This is a genomic window from Corynebacterium durum, assembly GCF_030408675.1.
GTDB classification, from domain to species: Bacteria; Actinomycetota; Actinomycetes; order Mycobacteriales; family Mycobacteriaceae; genus Corynebacterium; species Corynebacterium durum.
In genome coordinates this window covers 1,373,253-1,389,106 of the sequence record NZ_CP047200.1, presented here as the reverse complement: position 1 = coordinate 1,389,106, position 15,854 = coordinate 1,373,253, and the positions used below count along the sequence as shown (strand labels likewise).

Sequence of the window (15,854 nt, the reverse complement as noted above, 5' to 3'; positions counted from 1 at the left end):
TCTATAGATTGTAGGTTTTGAGTCGGCTGATTCCGATGATTCCTACCAGTGCTGTCCACCCCGCACATAGCAGGAGTCCCGCACCACTGCTGTAGGGCGCGAGTGTCGAGGTTCCGACTGCTGAGAGGGCGGATTGGAGTGGCAGCCAGCCGATTGCTGTAAGGTTCCAGCCTGCGACGGCTCCGATGGCCGCGATGATGGCTTCAATGGTGTACGCCACGCCGAGTATGACTCCGCTGACAAGCCCGCTGCGGGTGGCAAGTGTAAGCGCAGCTGTGGTGACGGCTAGGAGGGTGAGCGCCGCTATCCCACGTATCCACATCAACAGCACGTCACTAAATGCCACCTCCCAGGGTGTTCCGCTGAGTTGCGTTGCGACGACCGTGATTACTCCAGCAATTACGCAGCTCACCGCCGCTGCTCCTGCGGTAACAGCACCCACGGCCCCGAGAATGTTGAGCCCCCACCGTCCCCTGCCGTGGAGAACTTTCCAGGTGACGGCCCCGTGGCGGTAGTTGGTGGCCACCATGAGTACCCCCAGCACGCTGGCCACGATGTAGGAACCCGCGGTGCCGCTTGATTGTGCAGATCCGGTGATGTCGAGTGCCTGAAGTTGGAATTGGGAGCTTTCCGGCGCGAAGGATTGAGGCAGCTTTTCGGGTGCTGCAATACCCAGAACCCACGCAAGGATAGAGGTAAAAGCTGCGGCAATGGGCAGTGCCATGGCAGCGATGCGGATGGAACGTAAATGGATGGCTGTGTAGAGTTCGGTTTTCATGGCTTGCCCATCATGGTGAAGTAGTGGTGTTCGAGGTCGTCTGTGGTGGGGCCTTGGTAGATTGTGCGCCCGGCGCGAATCATGGTGGTTATGGTGGATATGGCCTCTGCTTCGGCGAGGTGGTGGGTGCACAGGACCACGGCATTGCCCTGTGCCGCGTAGTCCCGCAGAAAGTGGTTGAGCCAGCGGATTCCTTCAGGGTCGAGGCCGTTGGCAGGTTCGTCGAGAAGCAGCAAGGTTGGCTGTGCGATGAGCGCTGCAGCGAGGGCGATGCGCCGCTTCATTCCTAGTGAGTAGGTGCTGATTTTTTGGTCGGCGGCGTAGGCCATGTCCACGAGCTGTAGCGCTTCATCGGCGCCGGTTTTTCCGTGAAAAAGCGCCACGGCATGAAGGTGCTGTCGGCCGGTTAGTCCTGGTAGTAGTCCCCCATCGTCTAGCAGAATGCCAATATTTCCTGTGATGTCTATGCCGCCACGCGATGCAACAAGTCCGAGAACTGCTTTAATGAGTGTGGTTTTTCCAGCGCCGTTGGGGCCGAGCAGTGCCACGATCTCACCCTGCTGGGCAGTTAGGTTCGCGCCGTGAAGCACTGCTTGTCGCCCATACGATACCGAAATATCCCGAGCGTCGAGTATGGTTGTCATGCTTTAAGTGTGCGACATGACAACCGTAAAAACATCGGCTGTACAGGCGAATTACTGCCCTCCCCCAAAAGGACTAGTTTTCTAGGTAGAGGGCTCCTCGAAAGACAGGGTGCATGAGGTTTTCTTTAGAAAGAACCTGGTCGAGGGTTTGTTCATCCATCAGTCCCTTCTCCAGGACTAGTTCGCGTACTGTTTTTCCCGTGGCGGCCGCCTCCTTGCCAATCATGTCACCGTTATGGTGACCGATAAAAGGGTTGAGGTATGTGACAATGCCGATGGAGTTTTCCACGTAAGCGCGGCACACGTCGGCGTTGGCGGTGATGCCAACGACGCACTTCTCACGCAGCGCAGTCACTGCGTTCCGGAGGATGCGAATGGATTGGAACAGGGCTTCCCCAATGACGGGTTCCATGACGTTGAGCTGCAACTGGCCCGCTTCGGCGGCCATGGTTACTGTCAGATCGTTACCGAACACTTTCAGGCAGACCTGGTTGACCACTTCAGGGATCACCGGGTTCACTTTGGCCGGCATGATGGATGATCCCGCCTGGCGTGGAGGCAGGTTGATTTCGTTGAGCCCGGCGCGGGGGCCTGAGGAAAGCAGCCTGAGGTCATTGCAGATCTTGGATAGTTTCATGGCCGCGCGTTTGACGGCACCGTGTGCGAGGACATAGGCACCAGTGTCGGATGTTGCTTCGATGAGGTCGCGGGCGGATTTGATCTCCAATCCGGTGACTTCGGAGAGCGAGGCGACGACTTGGTGGCGGTATCCTGCAGGGGTGTTGACGCCGGTTCCAATAGCTGTAGCACCCAGGTTCACTTCGAGGAGTCGATCAGCGGCCATGCGGAGGACAGCTTGTTCTTCGGCGAGGTTGTGGGCGAAGGCTTGGAATTCCTCACCGAGGGTCATGGGCACGGCGTCTTGAAGTTGGGTGCGTCCCATTTTGAGAATATCGACGAATTCGGTGCCTTTGGCGTGGAAGGCTGATTGGAGTTGGTCGATTTGTTTGATGAGTTCAATGAGCGCAGCATAGACCCCGAGACGGAAACCTGTGGGATAGGCGTCGTTGGTGGATTGGCTCATGTTGACGTCGTCGTTGGGGTTGATGACGCTGTAGTTGCCTTTGGGTTCGCCGAGGTATTCGAGTGCAAGGTTAGCGATGACCTCGTTGGTGTTCATGTTGAGGCTGGTGCCGGCTCCGCCTTGGAAGACGTCAATGGGGAATTGATCCATGCAACGTCCTTTGTCCAGGATTTGGTCGCAGGCCCAGACGATGGCCTCGCATTTTTTGGCGGGCAGGGTGTGCAGTCGGCGGTTGGCCAGTGCCGTTGCTTTTTTGACTTGAACCATGCCGCGGATGAATTCGGGAATGTGGTTAATGGTGGTTCGGGAAATGTTGAAGTTGTCGATGGCGCGCAGGGTGTGGATGCCGTAGTAGGCGTCGTTGGGTACTTCCATGGTGCCTAGTAGGTCTTCTTCTAGGCGGTATCCGGTGCGTGCTGTGGGGGTGGTTGTTTTTTTGGTTTTGCTCATTGGTGGGGCCTTTCGTTGCGCCTATGGGGCTACTTGAAAGACTACCCCCATTTATATGCGCGCGATCCTAATTTCGGATGCGAGTATTGCTTGTGCTCCTAGTGCCGCAAGTTGGTCCATGATCCAGTTCGCGTCTTTGCGCGGGACCATGGCGCGGACGGCTACCCACTCATCTAGTGCGAGAGGTGAGACGGTGGGGCCTGAGATGCCGGGGGTGATGCGGGTGGCGTCGTCAAGCAAGTGGCGTGGGACGTTGTAATCGAGCATGAGGTAATTCTGGGCATGGAGGATGCCTTCGACGCGGCGGAGGAGGACGCGTTGTTCAGGGGTAACTTCACGGTCGGCACGCCCAACGATGACGGCTTCGGAGGTGCATAGTGGTTCGCCGAAGGGTTCGAGTCCTTGTTTGCGCAAGGTGGTGCCGGTAGACACGACGTCGGCAATGACATCGGCAACACCTAATTTAATGGAAATTTCCACGGCACCGTCGAGGCGGATGACGTCTGCGGTGATGCCCCGCTTTTTCAGGTCGGTGCGTACAAGGTTGGGATATGAGGTGGCGATGCGTGCGCCATTGAGTTGGTCAATCGTCCAGCCTGTTGGGGCGGCGTATCGGAAGGTGGAGCTTCCAAACCCTAAGGCAAGGACTTCGGTGACGTTGGCGAGTGAGTCGGCGGCCAGGTCGCGGCCGGTGATGCCAAGATCAAGGTGTCCATTCGCAACATAGATGGCGATATCTTTGGGCCGGAGGAAGAAGAATTCGACGTCGTTTTTACGGTCAATGATGGTGAGCGCTTTGGAGTCGCGTCGACTGGCGTAGCCTGCTTCGCGGAGGATGTCGCTAGCGGTGTCGGAAAGGGAGCCTTTGTTGGGGACGGCTACTTTGAGCATGGGTGTCTTTCTTAGAGGTTTTTGTAGATGTCGTCGGGGGTAATGCCGCGGGCAAGCATGATTACTTGGGTCCAGTACATAAGCTGGGATATTTCTTCGGCGAGTTCGGCATCTGTTTGGTATTCAGCCGCGATCCAGACTTCGCCTGCTTCTTCGATGATTTTTTTGCCTATTGCATGCACGCCTTTATCGAGGGCTTCGACGGTGGCTGATCCGTCGGGCCGCTCTGCGGCTCGTTGCGAAAGTTCGATGTAAAGGCTGTCAAAGTTTTTCACTTGTGCCATTCTTCCACATGCTTACTGGGCTGGGTGTTAAACCATTGATGCACGTCGGTTGCGGTAACACCATCGAAGGAGTTGCATCCATGGAGTTGTTGGAGAGTTGTTATGCCTTCCGGTGGGTAGATTCCAGCTTCGGGCAGGCCGATGACGGAGCATCCCGCTGTGTAGGCGGCCTTCATTCCTGCAATGCTGTCTTCAAAGACAAGGCAATCTTTTGCTTCGACGCCAAGCATGCGTGCTGCCGCCAGGTACATGTCAGGTGCTGGTTTTCCGTGTTCGACCTCATCACCGCAGATGGTGGCGGTGAAGAAGTCACGGCCGACGGCGTTGATAGCCATGTCGGCGAGTTTCCTGACGGTGTTGGTGGCCACCATCATGGGCATGCCTTGTTGCGACAGTTCGGTGAGCAGCTCACGCACACCAGGATTGGGGGCAAGTTTTTGTTGGAAAAGTTCAGCGACCCGTTCAAGGGTGATGTCGTAGTAGTGCCGGAAGATGTCATCGGTGAGGGTGATGCCTGCGTGGTTGGCGCAGATAGTAACGGTTTCTTCGAATGTAACGCCGATTATTTTTTCGTGAAGTTCTGGGGTGAGCTTCCTGCCCATTTTTTCGCTCATCTCATCGGCGGCAATCCCCCACAGTGGCTCTGAATCTACGAGAGTGCCGTCCATGTCCCATAGTATCGCTTTTAGCATGGGTTTTAGTGTACCGAAAGCGCCTCTGCACCATCGCGTCCCTATTGATTCCAGACATCGAAAAAGAATGCTAATTTTTCCTTGAAACATGGCAGTGGTTGCACTGTGAGGAATGGGGCACTCACATCGCCACATTTCGCGTTGACTACCGGCGACGGCTACCGTTGTAAACCATGCGGATAGCCATCCTTGGTCGCGGGGGTTCCGGCAAAAGCACCCTCGCGAGACAACTGGGCCTACCCCACATCGAACTGGACAAGTTGCTATGGGGCGCTGATCTCACGCCCCAACCTCTTGACTGGGAAAGCATCGTCTCTAGGGAGGAGTGGGTTATCGACGGCGATCTAGGTGCCTATGACAATCTCGCTCCCCGTGTCGCGCGTGCCGACGCCGTAGTGGTCCTTGACTTTCCTTTATGGCTCTGCGCTTGGCGGGCGTTGCGGCGCGGTCATGAAAACTGGGAATTCTGGCGATGGGTCATAGGCTATCGCCGTCACCTACCCGAAATACTTGCCCAAATACCCGCAGAAAAACTACACCACCTACGACACCCCAAAGACATACCTCAGACGTTAAAGTACGTCGCCTCAGGGTGGTAGAGAACAAACGCGTCAGTTGATTGCTCAGGATGCAGCTGCAGTTCCTCAGACAATTCGACACCAATGCGCTGTGGTTGCAGCAGATCCACCATGGTGCGGCGTGATTCCAGGTCGGGGCAGGAGCCATAACCAAAGGAATACCGCGCACCACGGTAGTCCAAGTCAAAGAAGCGCTTTGTGTCGGTGGCGTCGTGGTCACCTACGGTGCCGTCATCAAGGACAAGCTCTGACCGGATGCGGGCATGCCAGTACTCGGCAAGTGCTTCGGTGAGCTGCACCCCCATGCCGTGAACTTCCAGGTAATCACGGTACTCGTTGTTGGCAAACAGCGTGTTAGCAAAATCAGCGATGGGCTGCCCCATGGTGACCAGCTGGAATGGCAAGACGTCAACTGTGTCAGAATGAATGAAGTCGGCAATGTTAAGAAAGCGTCCGCGTTGTTGTCGCGGGAAGGGGAAACGCGCGCGAACCGGGGCATCGAGAGTGGGCGACTCTAGCACCAGCACCTCATCGCCTGCGGAGATTGCCGGGAAGTAGCCGTACACCACTGCAGCGTGGTTGAGAATGCCTTCGGATTTCAGGCGATCGACCCAATAGCGCAGACGGGGGCGACCTTCGGTTTCCACGAGGTCGTCGTAGGAAGGGCCATCGGCACCGCGGGTGCCCCTCAGCCCCCACTGCCCCATGAACAGGGCCCGTTCATCCAAAAACGGCAGGTAGTCGGACAGCGAGAGGCCCTTGACAATCCTGGTTCCCCAGAACGGTGGGGTGGCCACGGGAGTGTCGGTCGCGACGTCGCTACGCGCGGGAATCTCCACAGGAGTTGCGGCAGCTTTGCGTTCAGCGGCAATCCTGCGGGATCGCTCATGCCGGGCCTTGCGCTGCAGCTTCTTTTCCTCAGCGGCAGGATCGATGACTAGTTCGCCGCGTTTGGTTGCCATGATGTCGTCCATCAGACGGAGGCCCTCGAACGCGTCCCGGGCGTAGTGCACATCACCCTGATACACATCGGTGAGGTCGTTTTCCACATAGGTACGGGTCAGCGCGGCGCCGCCCAGCAGCACGGGAATGTCCGATGCGCCCGCAGTGTTCATTTCCTCCAGGTTTTCCTTCATGATCACCGTGGATTTCACCAGTAGACCGGACATGCCCACCACGTCGGCATTATGGTCGCGAACGGCGGAAATAATGGTGGAAATGGGCTGCTTAATTCCCAAATTCACAACCTCATAGCCGTTATTGGACAGAATAATATCGACCAGATTTTTGCCAATATCATGCACATCACCCTTGACTGTAGCAAGGACAATTTTACCTTTACCGCCGGAATTATCAGTGGCCTCCATAAAGTTTTCTAGATAGGCAACAGCAGTTTTCATTGTTTCCGCCGACTGGAGCACGAAAGGCAGCTGCATTTGACCGGAACCGAATAGTTCACCAACCGTTTTCATGCCGCCCAAAAGGTCTTGATTAATAATTTCAATGGGTGATTTTTCAGCCATGCCGGCATCCAAGTCGGTTTCCAGACCATTCTTTTCGCCGTCAACAATACGCTGTGCTAGCCTCTCAAAGAGGGGCATGGCGGCAAGGGCTTCGGCGCGCGCATCTTTAGCGTCAGCTGCAGAAACCCCTTCAAAGAGTTCCATGAATTTCTGCAGCGGATCATAGTCGGGAGTACGACGGTCATACACCATATCGAGCGCAACTTCACGCTGCTGCTCGTCAATGCGATTCATGGGAAGGATCTTGGAAGAATGCGCAATGGCAGTGTCCAGGCCAGCTTCGATGCACTCATTCAGAAACACCGAATTAAGCACTTGCCGTGCGGCAGGATTCAGCCCAAAGGAAATGTTAGAAAGACCTAGTGTTGTGTGCACGCGGGGATACTTTTCCTTCAGCATGCGAATGGCATTAATGGTTTCAATGCCGTCGCGCCGGGTTTCTTCCTGACCTGTGGAAATGGGAAATGTCAGGCAGTCCACAATAATGTCGTTATGGTCAAGGCCCCACGTCTTAGTAATGTCTTCAATTAGACGGGTTGCAATCTCGACTTTCTTGTCGGCGGTACGCGCCTGGCCTTCCTCATCAATGGTCAATGCCACCACAGCAGCCCCGTGCTGCTTAACTAGCCGCATAATGCGCTGGTAACGGGAGTCGGGGCCGTCGCCATCCTCGAAGTTGACGGAGTTCACTGCACACCGCCCGCCCAGGTGCTCCAAGCCTGTTTGAATGACAGCAGGTTCGGTGGAGTCAATCATGATGGGAAGGGTGGAGCTGGTGGACAATAAGCCCGCGAGCTGCGCCATGTCCGCGCGTCCATCACGCCCCACATAGTCCACGCACAAATCCAGCATGTGGGCACCGTCGCGGGTTTGCTGCTTGGCAATATCCACGCATGTCTCCCAGTCCCCGGCCAGCATCGCTTCCCGGAACGCCTTCGAACCGTTGGCGTTGGTGCGCTCACCAATCATGGTAATGCCCGTATCCTGTGTCAACGGCATCGTCGCATACAGCGAGGACACATTATCTTCCATAGCTGGCGTACGCTGTGCTTGCTGCGTATCGACGACCGCGTCCCTCACCGCCCTAATATGCTCAGGGGTAGTACCACAACAGCCCCCCACCAGCGCAAGACCATAATCTTTGACGAATGTGCGCAGGGCGTCGCCCAATTCACTGGGGGTCAGTGGGTATTCTGCGCCGTTTTTACCAAGAATCGGCAGGCCAGCGTTCGGCATCACGGACACCGGGATAGAGGCGTGTTGGGATAAATAGCGCAGATGCTCGCTCATCTCGTGGGGGCCGGTGGCGCAATTCAAACCAATCATGTTGATGCCCAGCGGTTCCAGAGCCGTGAGTGCCGCACCGATTTCCGACCCCAACAGCATCGTTCCGGTTGTTTCAACAGTAACGTGACAAACAATGGGGAGGGTTATCTGAAGCTCATCAAACGCCTCGTGACACCCCAACACTGCCGCTTTGACCTGCAGCAAGTCCTGGGCAGTTTCAATGAGGATGCCGTCAGCACCTCCCTCAATCATGCCCAGTGCGGCTTCCTTGTAGTAGCGCTTCAGATCCTCGTAGTGGGCGTGTCCCAGTGACGGAAGCTTCGTCCCAGGCCCCATTGAGCCAAGCACAAATTTCTCCTCGTACTCGTCAGCCACTTCCCTGGCAAGGGCCGTGCCTTTCAAGGCGAGTTCGCGGCAGCGATCCTCAATGCCGTAGTCCGCGAGGTTCGGCAGATTACAGCCAAAAGTGTTGGTTTCCACCACATCGGCACCCGCGTCGAAATACGCGCGGTGAATCTTTCGCAAAACGTCAGGTCGCGTGTCATTGAGAATTTCATTACAGCCCTCAAGACCTAGAAAATCCTTATCAACGTCCAGGTCAAACGACTGTAGTTGCGTACCCATCGCGCCGTCACCAATCAAAACACGGGAGGAAAGGGCATCAAGGAAACCAGTTTTTGTAATCATCGACCAGACAGCTTAGTACGTTTTTGGGTTTAGGGGTAGTTCGCCCCTCCTCATTCAGCGACGCGCCGCCATAGCCGCAAGAGTTTGGCATGGTTCGGGCCAAAAAGAGGAGCGGTAAGGAGACTTTGGTACACGTAGCTGCGCTACGACCAGTCAGTTTCGTTGACACGTTGATAAAGATTCACAGAAACACTCCACCCGAATTACGAGACACCCCCATTTTAGGGTAGATTAGAAAATTACGTAACACCGAGAAAAATAAGCCCTAGCTGCAGCTTCACCGCAGCTTACCTACAGAAGGCAAGCCACATACAGCAAAATCTCTATCGATGATATGTTCTAGTTTTGCTTCTGACGTGATACTCGGTATCGTTATCAGACGGAAAAGATATAGTTTGGTCCACATTACAAGGAGATATTGTGACTGCCCCTAACCCTAATGCATCTTTCCTGGATAAAGCCGCTCAGCCTTTTGCTGGCCTGACTCCAGCAGGTGAAAAGTCGTGGATTGTTGCCCTTGCCCTGGCATTCTTCCTTGGCGCCATTGGTGCTCATAACTTCTACCTTGGCTACACCAAAAAGGGAGTCCTCCAACTAGGCTTGATGGTCATTGGCCTCGTCACGTCGATCATTGTCATCGGAGGTCTCGTGGTGGCAGCAGTCGCCCTGTGGGGATTCGTGGAGTTCATCATGATCATCATTGGTGCCGGCGGCTACGACAAGGACGCAGCAGGAATGCCGCTGAAACGATAAATCTATTCAAACTCTGGAAGTGTTTTCAGGGCTTCGTCCTCTACACCAGCGCTATAGAGTGTGGAGCGGATGAAGCCCTGTAATTCGTTTTCCTCTTCATGCTCAATGACTGCATAGCCGTGGGCATGGTTGAAGTCATTGACTTTTTGAATAAAGTCAGCCGCCGCCACCACCGCAGCATCAGGATCCATCGCCACCTTGTTGGAAAATGCACTGATCAAAGCCTTGAGCTGCGGCAACACTGAGGGATCATAAGGCTGCGTCCAGTGCTCCTTCTCATCATCGCGTAGGTAAGAACCGGTTGCATAGGTTTCTAAGTCGGCGATGAAATCCTCAGCAAAATTGCTCATAGCTTCACCCCAAGCAAAGCATCAATGGCACGAGTCACTACTTCCCCACCGTCGCCGTCGCCAGAAAGTGTGTCTACCCATCCATCAACCGCTGCCAAGGCGGAGGGGGTATCCAGATCATTGGCTAGGTGCATGCGTACGGTCCGCACCAGCTCCTGTGCAGCTTCCTCAGAAGAAGAAATATGAACGGCAGCTCGCCAGCGCGCAAGGCGTTCTTCAGCATCATGCAGCACCACGTCGGACCAGTCCCTGTCGCTGCGGTAGTGTCCAGCGTAGACCCCGAGTCGAATGGCAGCTGGGTCATGTCCAGCCGCAGTCAATCGCGACACAAAGACAAGATTCCCCAGGGACTTACTCATTTTTACGCCATCAAGGGCAATCATCCCGGCATGCACATAGTGGTCTGCCATGCGCTTGGCAGGAACTGCTGCTTCGAAATGGGCTGCGGAAAATTCGTGGTGCGGGAAGATCAGGTCGCTTCCACCACCTTGGATGGAAAAGAGTGAGCCAATGCGGTTTTTTGCGATGGCAGAGCATTCAATGTGCCAGCCGGGACGCCCCGCACCGAATGGTGCATCCCAAGCAGGTTCGCCATCGCGGGCTGCACGCCAGATCAACGCGTCAAGGGGGTCGCGTTTGCCAGGACGGTCGGGGTCGCCACCACGTTCGGCGAAGAGTTGTTCCATCACATCGCGGCTGTAGTTGGATTCGTATCCGAACTGCGGCGTAGCATCAATGGAGGCATAAATGTCGGGATGGTCGGGGTCATCAACCACATAGGCTGCGCCGATTGTAAGAAGAGCGCTCACCATGTCAATAACCTCATCAACAGAGTCAGTCACGCTCACGTAGTCGTGGGGTGGGATGACTCGCAGGTCTTCCATATCCGAGCGGAACAGGTTGATCTGGCTTTCCCCGAGTTCACGCCAGTCCACACCGTCACGGGCTGCACGTTCAAACAGCGGATCATCTACGTCGGTGATGTTTTGGACAAAGCGCACAGACACCCCATTATCCAGCAGTATTCTGTGGATTAAGTCAAAAGTGAGGTAGGTTGCAGCGTGCCCCAGATGCGTTGAATCATAAGGGGTGATGCCACACACGTACATACCTGCTCCACCGTCATAGACGGCCACGGGTTTTAGTGCGGCATCAGCGGTGTCGAAAAGCTGCAATGCTACAGGGGTGCCTCCCACAGAAGGCACGGAAGGCTGGGGCCAAGAATGCATGCCCACTACTTTAGCGTTCGGGGCGTCGATAAGCTGGTTAGGGGGCGAGGATACCCGCAGCGAGCAGCGCCATCACCACGAGACCTGCGGGAATACGATAAACCGCAAACCAGGAGAAGGAGTTGGAGGACACGAACTTCAGGAACCACGCGATAGAGGCGTAACCCACAGCAAAGGCAATGACCGAACCGATCAGCAGCTGCGCGCCAGATGCCGCCTGGCCTGCTTGAGGCGCAAAGGCGTCAGGGAGAGAGAAAATACCTGATGCAAACACAGCGGGAATGGCCAACAGGAAGCTAAACCTGGCGGCAACTTCACGGTTGAGTCCCACGAACAGGCCAGCGGAAATGGTACCGCCGGAGCGTGACACGCCGGGGATGAGAGCCAGGCACTGTGCAAGACCCATCACAATGGCATCGCGCATGGTCAAATCGTCGTAGCCGCGTTTTTTCGAGCCTATGCGCTCAGCGAGAATAAATACAAAGGAGAACAGGATCAGAACCGTTGCGGTGATCCATAGGTTGCGCAGGGCTTCACGAATGTAGTCTTTGCCCAGGAAACCCAGCACAGACACCGGAATGGTGCCCACAATAACCATCCACCCCATGCGGTAGTTGAAATTGCGCTCGTCCTTATTGAACAGGCCACGCACCCAGTCCACAGCAATACTGAAAATATCGCGCGCAAAAAAGACCAGCACAGCGATCTCAGTTCCCAGCTGGATCACAGCAGTAAACGATGCCCCAGCGTCATGTCCCCAGAACAACTCGGACATAATCCGAATGTGGCCAGAGGAGCTAATGGGTAGAAACTCCGTCAACCCCTGAACGATAGATAAAACAATAACTTGCGCCCAGCTCATGTCCGTTGACGCAACATCAGCCGCCGCGAGGGTGTTCAAATAACTCACCTGAACCACGGTACTACTAGTCTGTATTGATGTGAGACAACGAATGGTAGGCGCGAGCGGTTTGCGAGTGTCCCGGTTGGGCCTCGGCACATCCACCTGGGGCGCCGACACCCCCGAAGAAGACACCGCCACCATCCTGCGCAACTTTATCGACGCAGGTGGCACGCTTATCGACGCCTCACCGGCCTACGCAGGTGGCCGCGCTGAAGGAATCCTCGGAACACTTTTGTCGCGTGAGGTATCTCGCACAGACCTTGTGATCTCTTCCGCAGCCGGGGTAGATCCTACGCTACCCCTGGGCCGTCGCGTGGACTGCTCTCGCAGGCATCTGATCGCTTCCCTCGACAACACGCTCAGCGTCCTGGGCACTGATTATTTAGACCTGTGGAGCGTCGGCTTCTGGGACGGCAAAACACCACCTGAGGAGGTGGCCGACACCTTGGACTATGCCGTTCGCACTGGTCGGGTTCGCTACACAGGTGTGCGGGGCTATTCCGGCTGGCAGCTGGCCGTCACCCACGCCGCCGCCAACCATGCCGCAGCGTCGGCACGCCCCATTGTCGCTGCACAAAACGAATATAATCTGTTGGTTCGCCGCGCCGAAGAGGAACTGCTTCCTGCGACCCAACACCTTGGCGTGGGCTTCTTCGCGGGCGCTCCCCTCGCTCAGGGGGTACTCACAGGGAAATACCAGTCGCATATTCCTTCAGCCTCGCGCGGGGCAAACGGACATCGCAACGCGGAGGTACAGGGCTACTTGGATGAACGCAGCCTCAGCATTGTCGACGCCCTGTGCACCGCCGCCGAAGGGCTGGGTATTTCTCCAGCAACAACAGCATTGGTGTGGGCACGGGATCGCGCCGGGGTGACCGCAGCCATCGTGGGGGTACGGCACCCGGAGCAATGGAACGAAATCATTGACAGCGAAAAAGTCCGGCTTCCACGCGCTATTTTGGATGCGCTTGATGATATTTCGAGCTAGACAGCTCTGATAATCTTTACTTCGTGACTATGCGACACAAAGTGGCAGCATGTGCCCTGTCAGCCGTGGCGACCATCATGCTGGCGAGTTGTTCGACTCCAGAAAAAAATTCAGATGGTGAAGCCATTGTCATGGGAAACGCCACACCTGCGGAATCTCCACGCTCTGGGTCTGAGGATTACCACGTCGAAGGTATCGCGAGCGCGACGGACACGTCTGTGGCGGGTGATGTGCTTGCAGTCCGCACTTCAGATGGTCTGTTGGTGGGAACGCAGGAGACCATTGCTGCAGGCGAAGCACCATTGCTTTCTATACCCAGCGAGTGCGGGCAACTAAGTGCGCAAGGATCGACATTTATCGTGGCATGTGGGACCACGATTTATAGCATTGATGCCGCCAACCCCACATTGGATAATGCGCGCACAACCGATAAACCAATGGATACGGCCGCAATGACCACTTCGGGTGAAATCGTGGCAGGGTCATCCACCTCTGGAGATGTGTCTGTATTCCGGACGTCCGGCACCGTAGATACCTTCCGCGTGTCCGATAAAACAACCAAGATTGTCAGTGTTCCCCATAACGGCAATCCCGATGGCGTTGCACTGATTAATAAGGAAGACACCACCATTCATGGCGTGGATTGGACAAGCAACAAGCCGGGTCCGACGTTGCGGGTCGGTCTTGGGGTAGGTAGTCTGGCCGCCGGCGAGGACGATGTTGTGTTCGCATCCGACACCACTGGCGATCAACTTGCGGTGTATACGGTAAGCGGTGCTATTCGCCTTCACCAACTTCATCCAGTTGACCAGAGCCCCTACGCGCTGGCCTGGGACAAAAAGAACAAGGTGGTGTGGGTGTCCTCCACAGGCACGAACACCCTGGCTGCCTACGATATTAGTTCCGGAGTCCCCGTAAAAAAGGGCTCGCTTCCCTCCGCCGCCAACATCAACTCCATGAGCGCGCGTAACGACGGCGCGCTGGTCACCGCTTCTGCGTCAGAAGGTCTCTCCATCATTCCAGCCGACGTGGTGAGCGCGGCTCTTTCAGAAGGATAAGGTCATGCACCACCCGTTTCGCACCAAAGCCTATGCTGCAGCGTTGAAAGTTATGTTCATGTTGAGCCCTGAACGTATCCATCACCTGATGGTAAACGGGTTGGGTGCCCTGCAACTCGCGTCGCCGGTTAATCGTGTTCTCTCAAAAAAGCTTGCGGTGCAAGATCCCATCTTGTCGCAAGAGGTTTTTGGGGTGACTTTCCCCCGTCCGCTGGGTCTCGCTGCAGGTTTTGATAAAAATGCCTCCTGCGCTGACGTCTGGACTGCTGTGGGGTTTGGGTACTCAGAGTTGGGAACTGTCACAGCATCACCCCAGCCTGGTAACCCCACTCCCCGATTGTTTCGCCTTCCACGTGACAAGGCGATTTTGAATCGTATGGGATTCAACAACGAGGGGGCCGCTGCGGTGGCGGACAATCTGCGACGCAGGCGGTCGCACGATGTTATTGGCATTAACATTGGAAAAACAAAGGTCGTCCCCGCTGAACAGGCCGTTTCGGACTACCGCAGATCGGCATCACTGCTGGGTGACTTGGCTGATTTTTTGGTGGTGAATGTTTCCTCCCCTAACACCCCGGGGCTCCGGGATCTTCAGGCAGTGGAATCGCTGCGCCCGATTTTGGTTGCGGTGCAGGAATCCACTCGCGTGCCAGTGCTGGTGAAAATCGCCCCTGACTTGTCCGATGAGGATGTGGATGCCGTCGCAGACTTGGCGGTGGACTTGGGACTGGCAGGCATTGTGGCCACCAACACCACGATTTCGCGGAATGGTTTGGTGACGGATGCCCGTGAGGTGGAGGCCATGGGTGCCGGCGGCATTTCTGGCACACCGGTCGCTGCCCGCTCATTGGAAGTGCTGAAACGCCTATATAGTCGGGTTGGTGGCCGACTGGCGCTGGTCAGCGTCGGCGGAATAAGCACACCAGAACAGGCGTGGGAGCGCATCGCTAACGGCGCTAGTCTTCTGCAGGGCTACACGGGCATGATCTATGGTGGCTTGGATTGGATTCGGGATATTCACTTGGGTATTGCCGCACAACTGAGGCACCACGGCTTTTCCTCGATTTCAGAGGCTGTGGGCTGTGGGCTGCATTGGCAGAACCCTAGTACCTAGCTAGTATCTAGGGGTTTTCGTACCAGCCCCAGAGAATTGCTCGACCTAGTGAATGGAAGTGCAGGTTGAAGCTCAGCACCGTGGGGCTCGCATTGGGGTCTATGTCTAGTTTTTCCACGTCGACAGCATCGACAGCGAAAAGGTAGCGGTGTGGCGCATGGCCTGCCGGCGGCTGGGGGCCAAAATAGGCTGTCATGCCAGCATCGTTTCGGAGAGTAATGGCACCGTCAATTCCAGCGTTTGCGGTAGATCCCGCGCCGGTGGGCAGTTCGGTCACATCAGCAGGGATGTTGAAGACTGCCCAGTGCCAGTATCCAGATAGTGTTGGCGCATCGGGGTCGAAACAGGTAACGGCAAGGGATTGTGTCCCTTCTGGTAGGCCGGACCAGGAAAGCTGTGGGGAGATATCACTCCCACCGATGTATAGTTCAGAGATCTTGTCGCCGTTGCTGAAGTCGGAGGAGGTGAGGGTGAAGTTGGGAAGGTCTTTCAACGGCGCGTAGGGGTCTGGGCCTGGGAATCGTGGGTCGTCTGCATAGTGTGTCATGGTGTCCGTTTTA

Annotated in this window: 16 protein-coding genes; 5 read left to right on the top strand and 11 right to left on the bottom strand. The window is 55.9% G+C overall.

Annotated elements, in window-relative coordinates; translation table 11 throughout:
• Position 1 precedes the first annotated feature (1 nt).
• From CDUR_RS06530 to CDUR_RS06505, 6 genes are all read right to left on the bottom strand, one after another.
• On the bottom strand, positions 2–778 hold the full coding sequence (locus CDUR_RS06530; RefSeq protein ID WP_179417587.1) for a hypothetical protein: 777 nt from the start codon (positions 776–778) through the stop codon (positions 2–4).
• Complete coding sequence (locus tag CDUR_RS06525) at positions 775–1,422, bottom strand: ABC transporter ATP-binding protein (protein WP_179417586.1); 648 nt, start codon at positions 1,420–1,422, stop codon at positions 775–777. Before CDUR_RS06525 ends, CDUR_RS06530 begins: the two co-directional genes overlap by 4 nt.
• Positions 1,423–1,495: 73 nt before the next feature.
• Positions 1,496–2,956: an aspartate ammonia-lyase gene (aspA, locus tag CDUR_RS06520; RefSeq protein ID WP_179417585.1), complete on the bottom strand. Its 1,461-nt coding sequence runs from the start codon at positions 2,954–2,956 to the stop codon at positions 1,496–1,498.
• Positions 2,957–3,007: 51 nt separating this feature from the next.
• Complete coding sequence (gene hisG, locus CDUR_RS06515) at positions 3,008–3,847, bottom strand: ATP phosphoribosyltransferase (protein ID WP_179417584.1); 840 nt, start codon at positions 3,845–3,847, stop codon at positions 3,008–3,010.
• A gap of 11 nt (positions 3,848–3,858) precedes the next feature.
• On the bottom strand, positions 3,859–4,131 hold the full coding sequence (locus CDUR_RS06510) for a phosphoribosyl-ATP diphosphatase (RefSeq protein ID WP_179417583.1): 273 nt from the start codon (positions 4,129–4,131) through the stop codon (positions 3,859–3,861).
• Positions 4,119–4,823 carry an HAD family hydrolase gene (locus CDUR_RS06505; RefSeq protein WP_179417582.1) on the bottom strand — a complete coding sequence of 235 codons (705 nt, stop codon included), beginning with the start codon at positions 4,821–4,823 and terminating at the stop codon, positions 4,119–4,121. Before CDUR_RS06505 ends, CDUR_RS06510 begins: the two co-directional genes overlap by 13 nt.
• 173 nt (positions 4,824–4,996) lie before the next feature.
• Between CDUR_RS06505 and CDUR_RS06500 the strand changes: the two genes are divergently transcribed.
• Positions 4,997–5,422 carry a P-loop NTPase family protein gene (locus CDUR_RS06500; RefSeq protein WP_179417581.1) on the top strand — a complete coding sequence of 142 codons (426 nt, stop codon included), beginning with the start codon at positions 4,997–4,999 and terminating at the stop codon, positions 5,420–5,422.
• Here CDUR_RS06500 and metH read toward each other — a convergent pair.
• Positions 5,389–8,898 (bottom strand): methionine synthase, encoded by a 3,510-nt coding sequence (gene metH / locus CDUR_RS06495; protein WP_179417580.1) that lies wholly within the window; start codon positions 8,896–8,898, stop codon positions 5,389–5,391. The genes CDUR_RS06500 and metH overlap by 34 nt on opposite strands.
• Positions 8,899–9,318: 420 nt before the next feature.
• On the opposite strand from metH, the gene CDUR_RS06490 reads away from it, so the two are divergent.
• Positions 9,319–9,651, top strand: a complete 333-nt coding sequence (locus tag CDUR_RS06490; RefSeq protein ID WP_006063375.1) for a TM2 domain-containing protein — start codon at positions 9,319–9,321, stop codon at positions 9,649–9,651.
• A 2-nt stretch (positions 9,652–9,653) separates the two neighbouring features.
• On the opposite strand, the gene CDUR_RS06485 is transcribed toward CDUR_RS06490, so the two are convergent.
• Genes CDUR_RS06485 through CDUR_RS06475 form a run of 3 tightly spaced genes read right to left on the bottom strand, consistent with a single transcriptional unit; the run spans position 9,654 to position 12,092 of the window.
• A complete protein-coding gene (locus CDUR_RS06485) occupies positions 9,654–10,001 on the bottom strand; it encodes a hypothetical protein (protein WP_006063374.1) in 348 nt (115 codons plus the stop codon).
• Positions 9,998–11,230: a cysteine--1-D-myo-inosityl 2-amino-2-deoxy-alpha-D-glucopyranoside ligase gene (gene mshC / locus CDUR_RS06480; protein WP_179417579.1), complete on the bottom strand. Its 1,233-nt coding sequence runs from the start codon at positions 11,228–11,230 to the stop codon at positions 9,998–10,000. The genes CDUR_RS06485 and mshC overlap by 4 nt, the downstream gene beginning before the upstream one ends.
• 37 nt (positions 11,231–11,267) lie before the next feature.
• Positions 11,268–12,092: an undecaprenyl-diphosphate phosphatase gene (locus CDUR_RS06475; RefSeq protein WP_233453014.1), complete on the bottom strand. Its 825-nt coding sequence runs from the start codon at positions 12,090–12,092 to the stop codon at positions 11,268–11,270.
• Between the two features lie 91 nt (positions 12,093–12,183).
• Between CDUR_RS06475 and CDUR_RS06470 the strand changes: the two genes are divergently transcribed.
• The 3 genes from CDUR_RS06470 to CDUR_RS06460 are packed head-to-tail and all read left to right on the top strand — an operon-like array spanning position 12,184 to position 15,294.
• Positions 12,184–13,122, top strand: coding sequence for an aldo/keto reductase (locus tag CDUR_RS06470; protein WP_179419055.1), 939 nt, complete (start codon positions 12,184–12,186; stop codon positions 13,120–13,122).
• 23 nt (positions 13,123–13,145) lie between these two features.
• Complete coding sequence (locus CDUR_RS06465) at positions 13,146–14,180, top strand: YncE family protein (protein ID WP_179417577.1); 1,035 nt, start codon at positions 13,146–13,148, stop codon at positions 14,178–14,180.
• 4 nt (positions 14,181–14,184) lie between these two features.
• Entirely contained in the window at positions 14,185–15,294 is a 1,110-nt protein-coding gene (locus CDUR_RS06460) for a quinone-dependent dihydroorotate dehydrogenase (RefSeq protein ID WP_179417576.1), read from the top strand.
• Positions 15,295–15,301: 7 nt separating this feature from the next.
• Here the strand turns inward: CDUR_RS06460 and CDUR_RS06455 are convergent, their stop codons facing one another.
• Positions 15,302–15,841 (bottom strand): YbhB/YbcL family Raf kinase inhibitor-like protein, encoded by a 540-nt coding sequence (locus CDUR_RS06455; protein ID WP_179417575.1) that lies wholly within the window; start codon positions 15,839–15,841, stop codon positions 15,302–15,304.
• Positions 15,842–15,854 lie beyond the last annotated feature (13 nt).

Excerpts from the sequence above, each read along its gene's own strand:
- mshC (WP_179417579.1), bottom strand. The coding sequence starts at position 11,230 with ATGCATTCTTGGCCCCAGCCTTCCGTGCCTTCTGTGGGAGGCACCCCT.
- CDUR_RS06510 (WP_179417583.1), bottom strand. The coding sequence starts at position 4,131 with ATGGCACAAGTGAAAAACTTTGACAGCCTTTACATCGAACTTTCGCAA.
- CDUR_RS06460 (WP_179417576.1), top strand. The coding sequence starts at position 14,185 with ATGCACCACCCGTTTCGCACCAAAGCCTATGCTGCAGCGTTGAAAGTT.
- hisG (WP_179417584.1), bottom strand. The coding sequence starts at position 3,847 with ATGCTCAAAGTAGCCGTCCCCAACAAAGGCTCCCTTTCCGACACCGCT.
- CDUR_RS06505 (WP_179417582.1), bottom strand. The coding sequence starts at position 4,823 with ATGCTAAAAGCGATACTATGGGACATGGACGGCACTCTCGTAGATTCA.
- CDUR_RS06485 (WP_006063374.1), bottom strand. The coding sequence starts at position 10,001 with ATGAGCAATTTTGCTGAGGATTTCATCGCCGACTTAGAAACCTATGCA.
- CDUR_RS06525 (WP_179417586.1), bottom strand. The coding sequence starts at position 1,422 with ATGACAACCATACTCGACGCTCGGGATATTTCGGTATCGTATGGGCGA.
- CDUR_RS06475 (WP_233453014.1), bottom strand. The coding sequence starts at position 12,092 with ATGAGCTGGGCGCAAGTTATTGTTTTATCTATCGTTCAGGGGTTGACG.
- CDUR_RS06470 (WP_179419055.1), top strand. The coding sequence starts at position 12,184 with ATGGTAGGCGCGAGCGGTTTGCGAGTGTCCCGGTTGGGCCTCGGCACA.
- CDUR_RS06455 (WP_179417575.1), bottom strand. The coding sequence starts at position 15,841 with ATGACACACTATGCAGACGACCCACGATTCCCAGGCCCAGACCCCTAC.
- CDUR_RS06530 (WP_179417587.1), bottom strand. The coding sequence starts at position 778 with ATGAAAACCGAACTCTACACAGCCATCCATTTACGTTCCATCCGCATC.
- metH (WP_179417580.1), bottom strand. The coding sequence starts at position 8,898 with ATGATTACAAAAACTGGTTTCCTTGATGCCCTTTCCTCCCGTGTTTTG.
- aspA (WP_179417585.1), bottom strand. The coding sequence starts at position 2,956 with ATGAGCAAAACCAAAAAAACAACCACCCCCACAGCACGCACCGGATAC.
- CDUR_RS06500 (WP_179417581.1), top strand. The coding sequence starts at position 4,997 with ATGCGGATAGCCATCCTTGGTCGCGGGGGTTCCGGCAAAAGCACCCTC.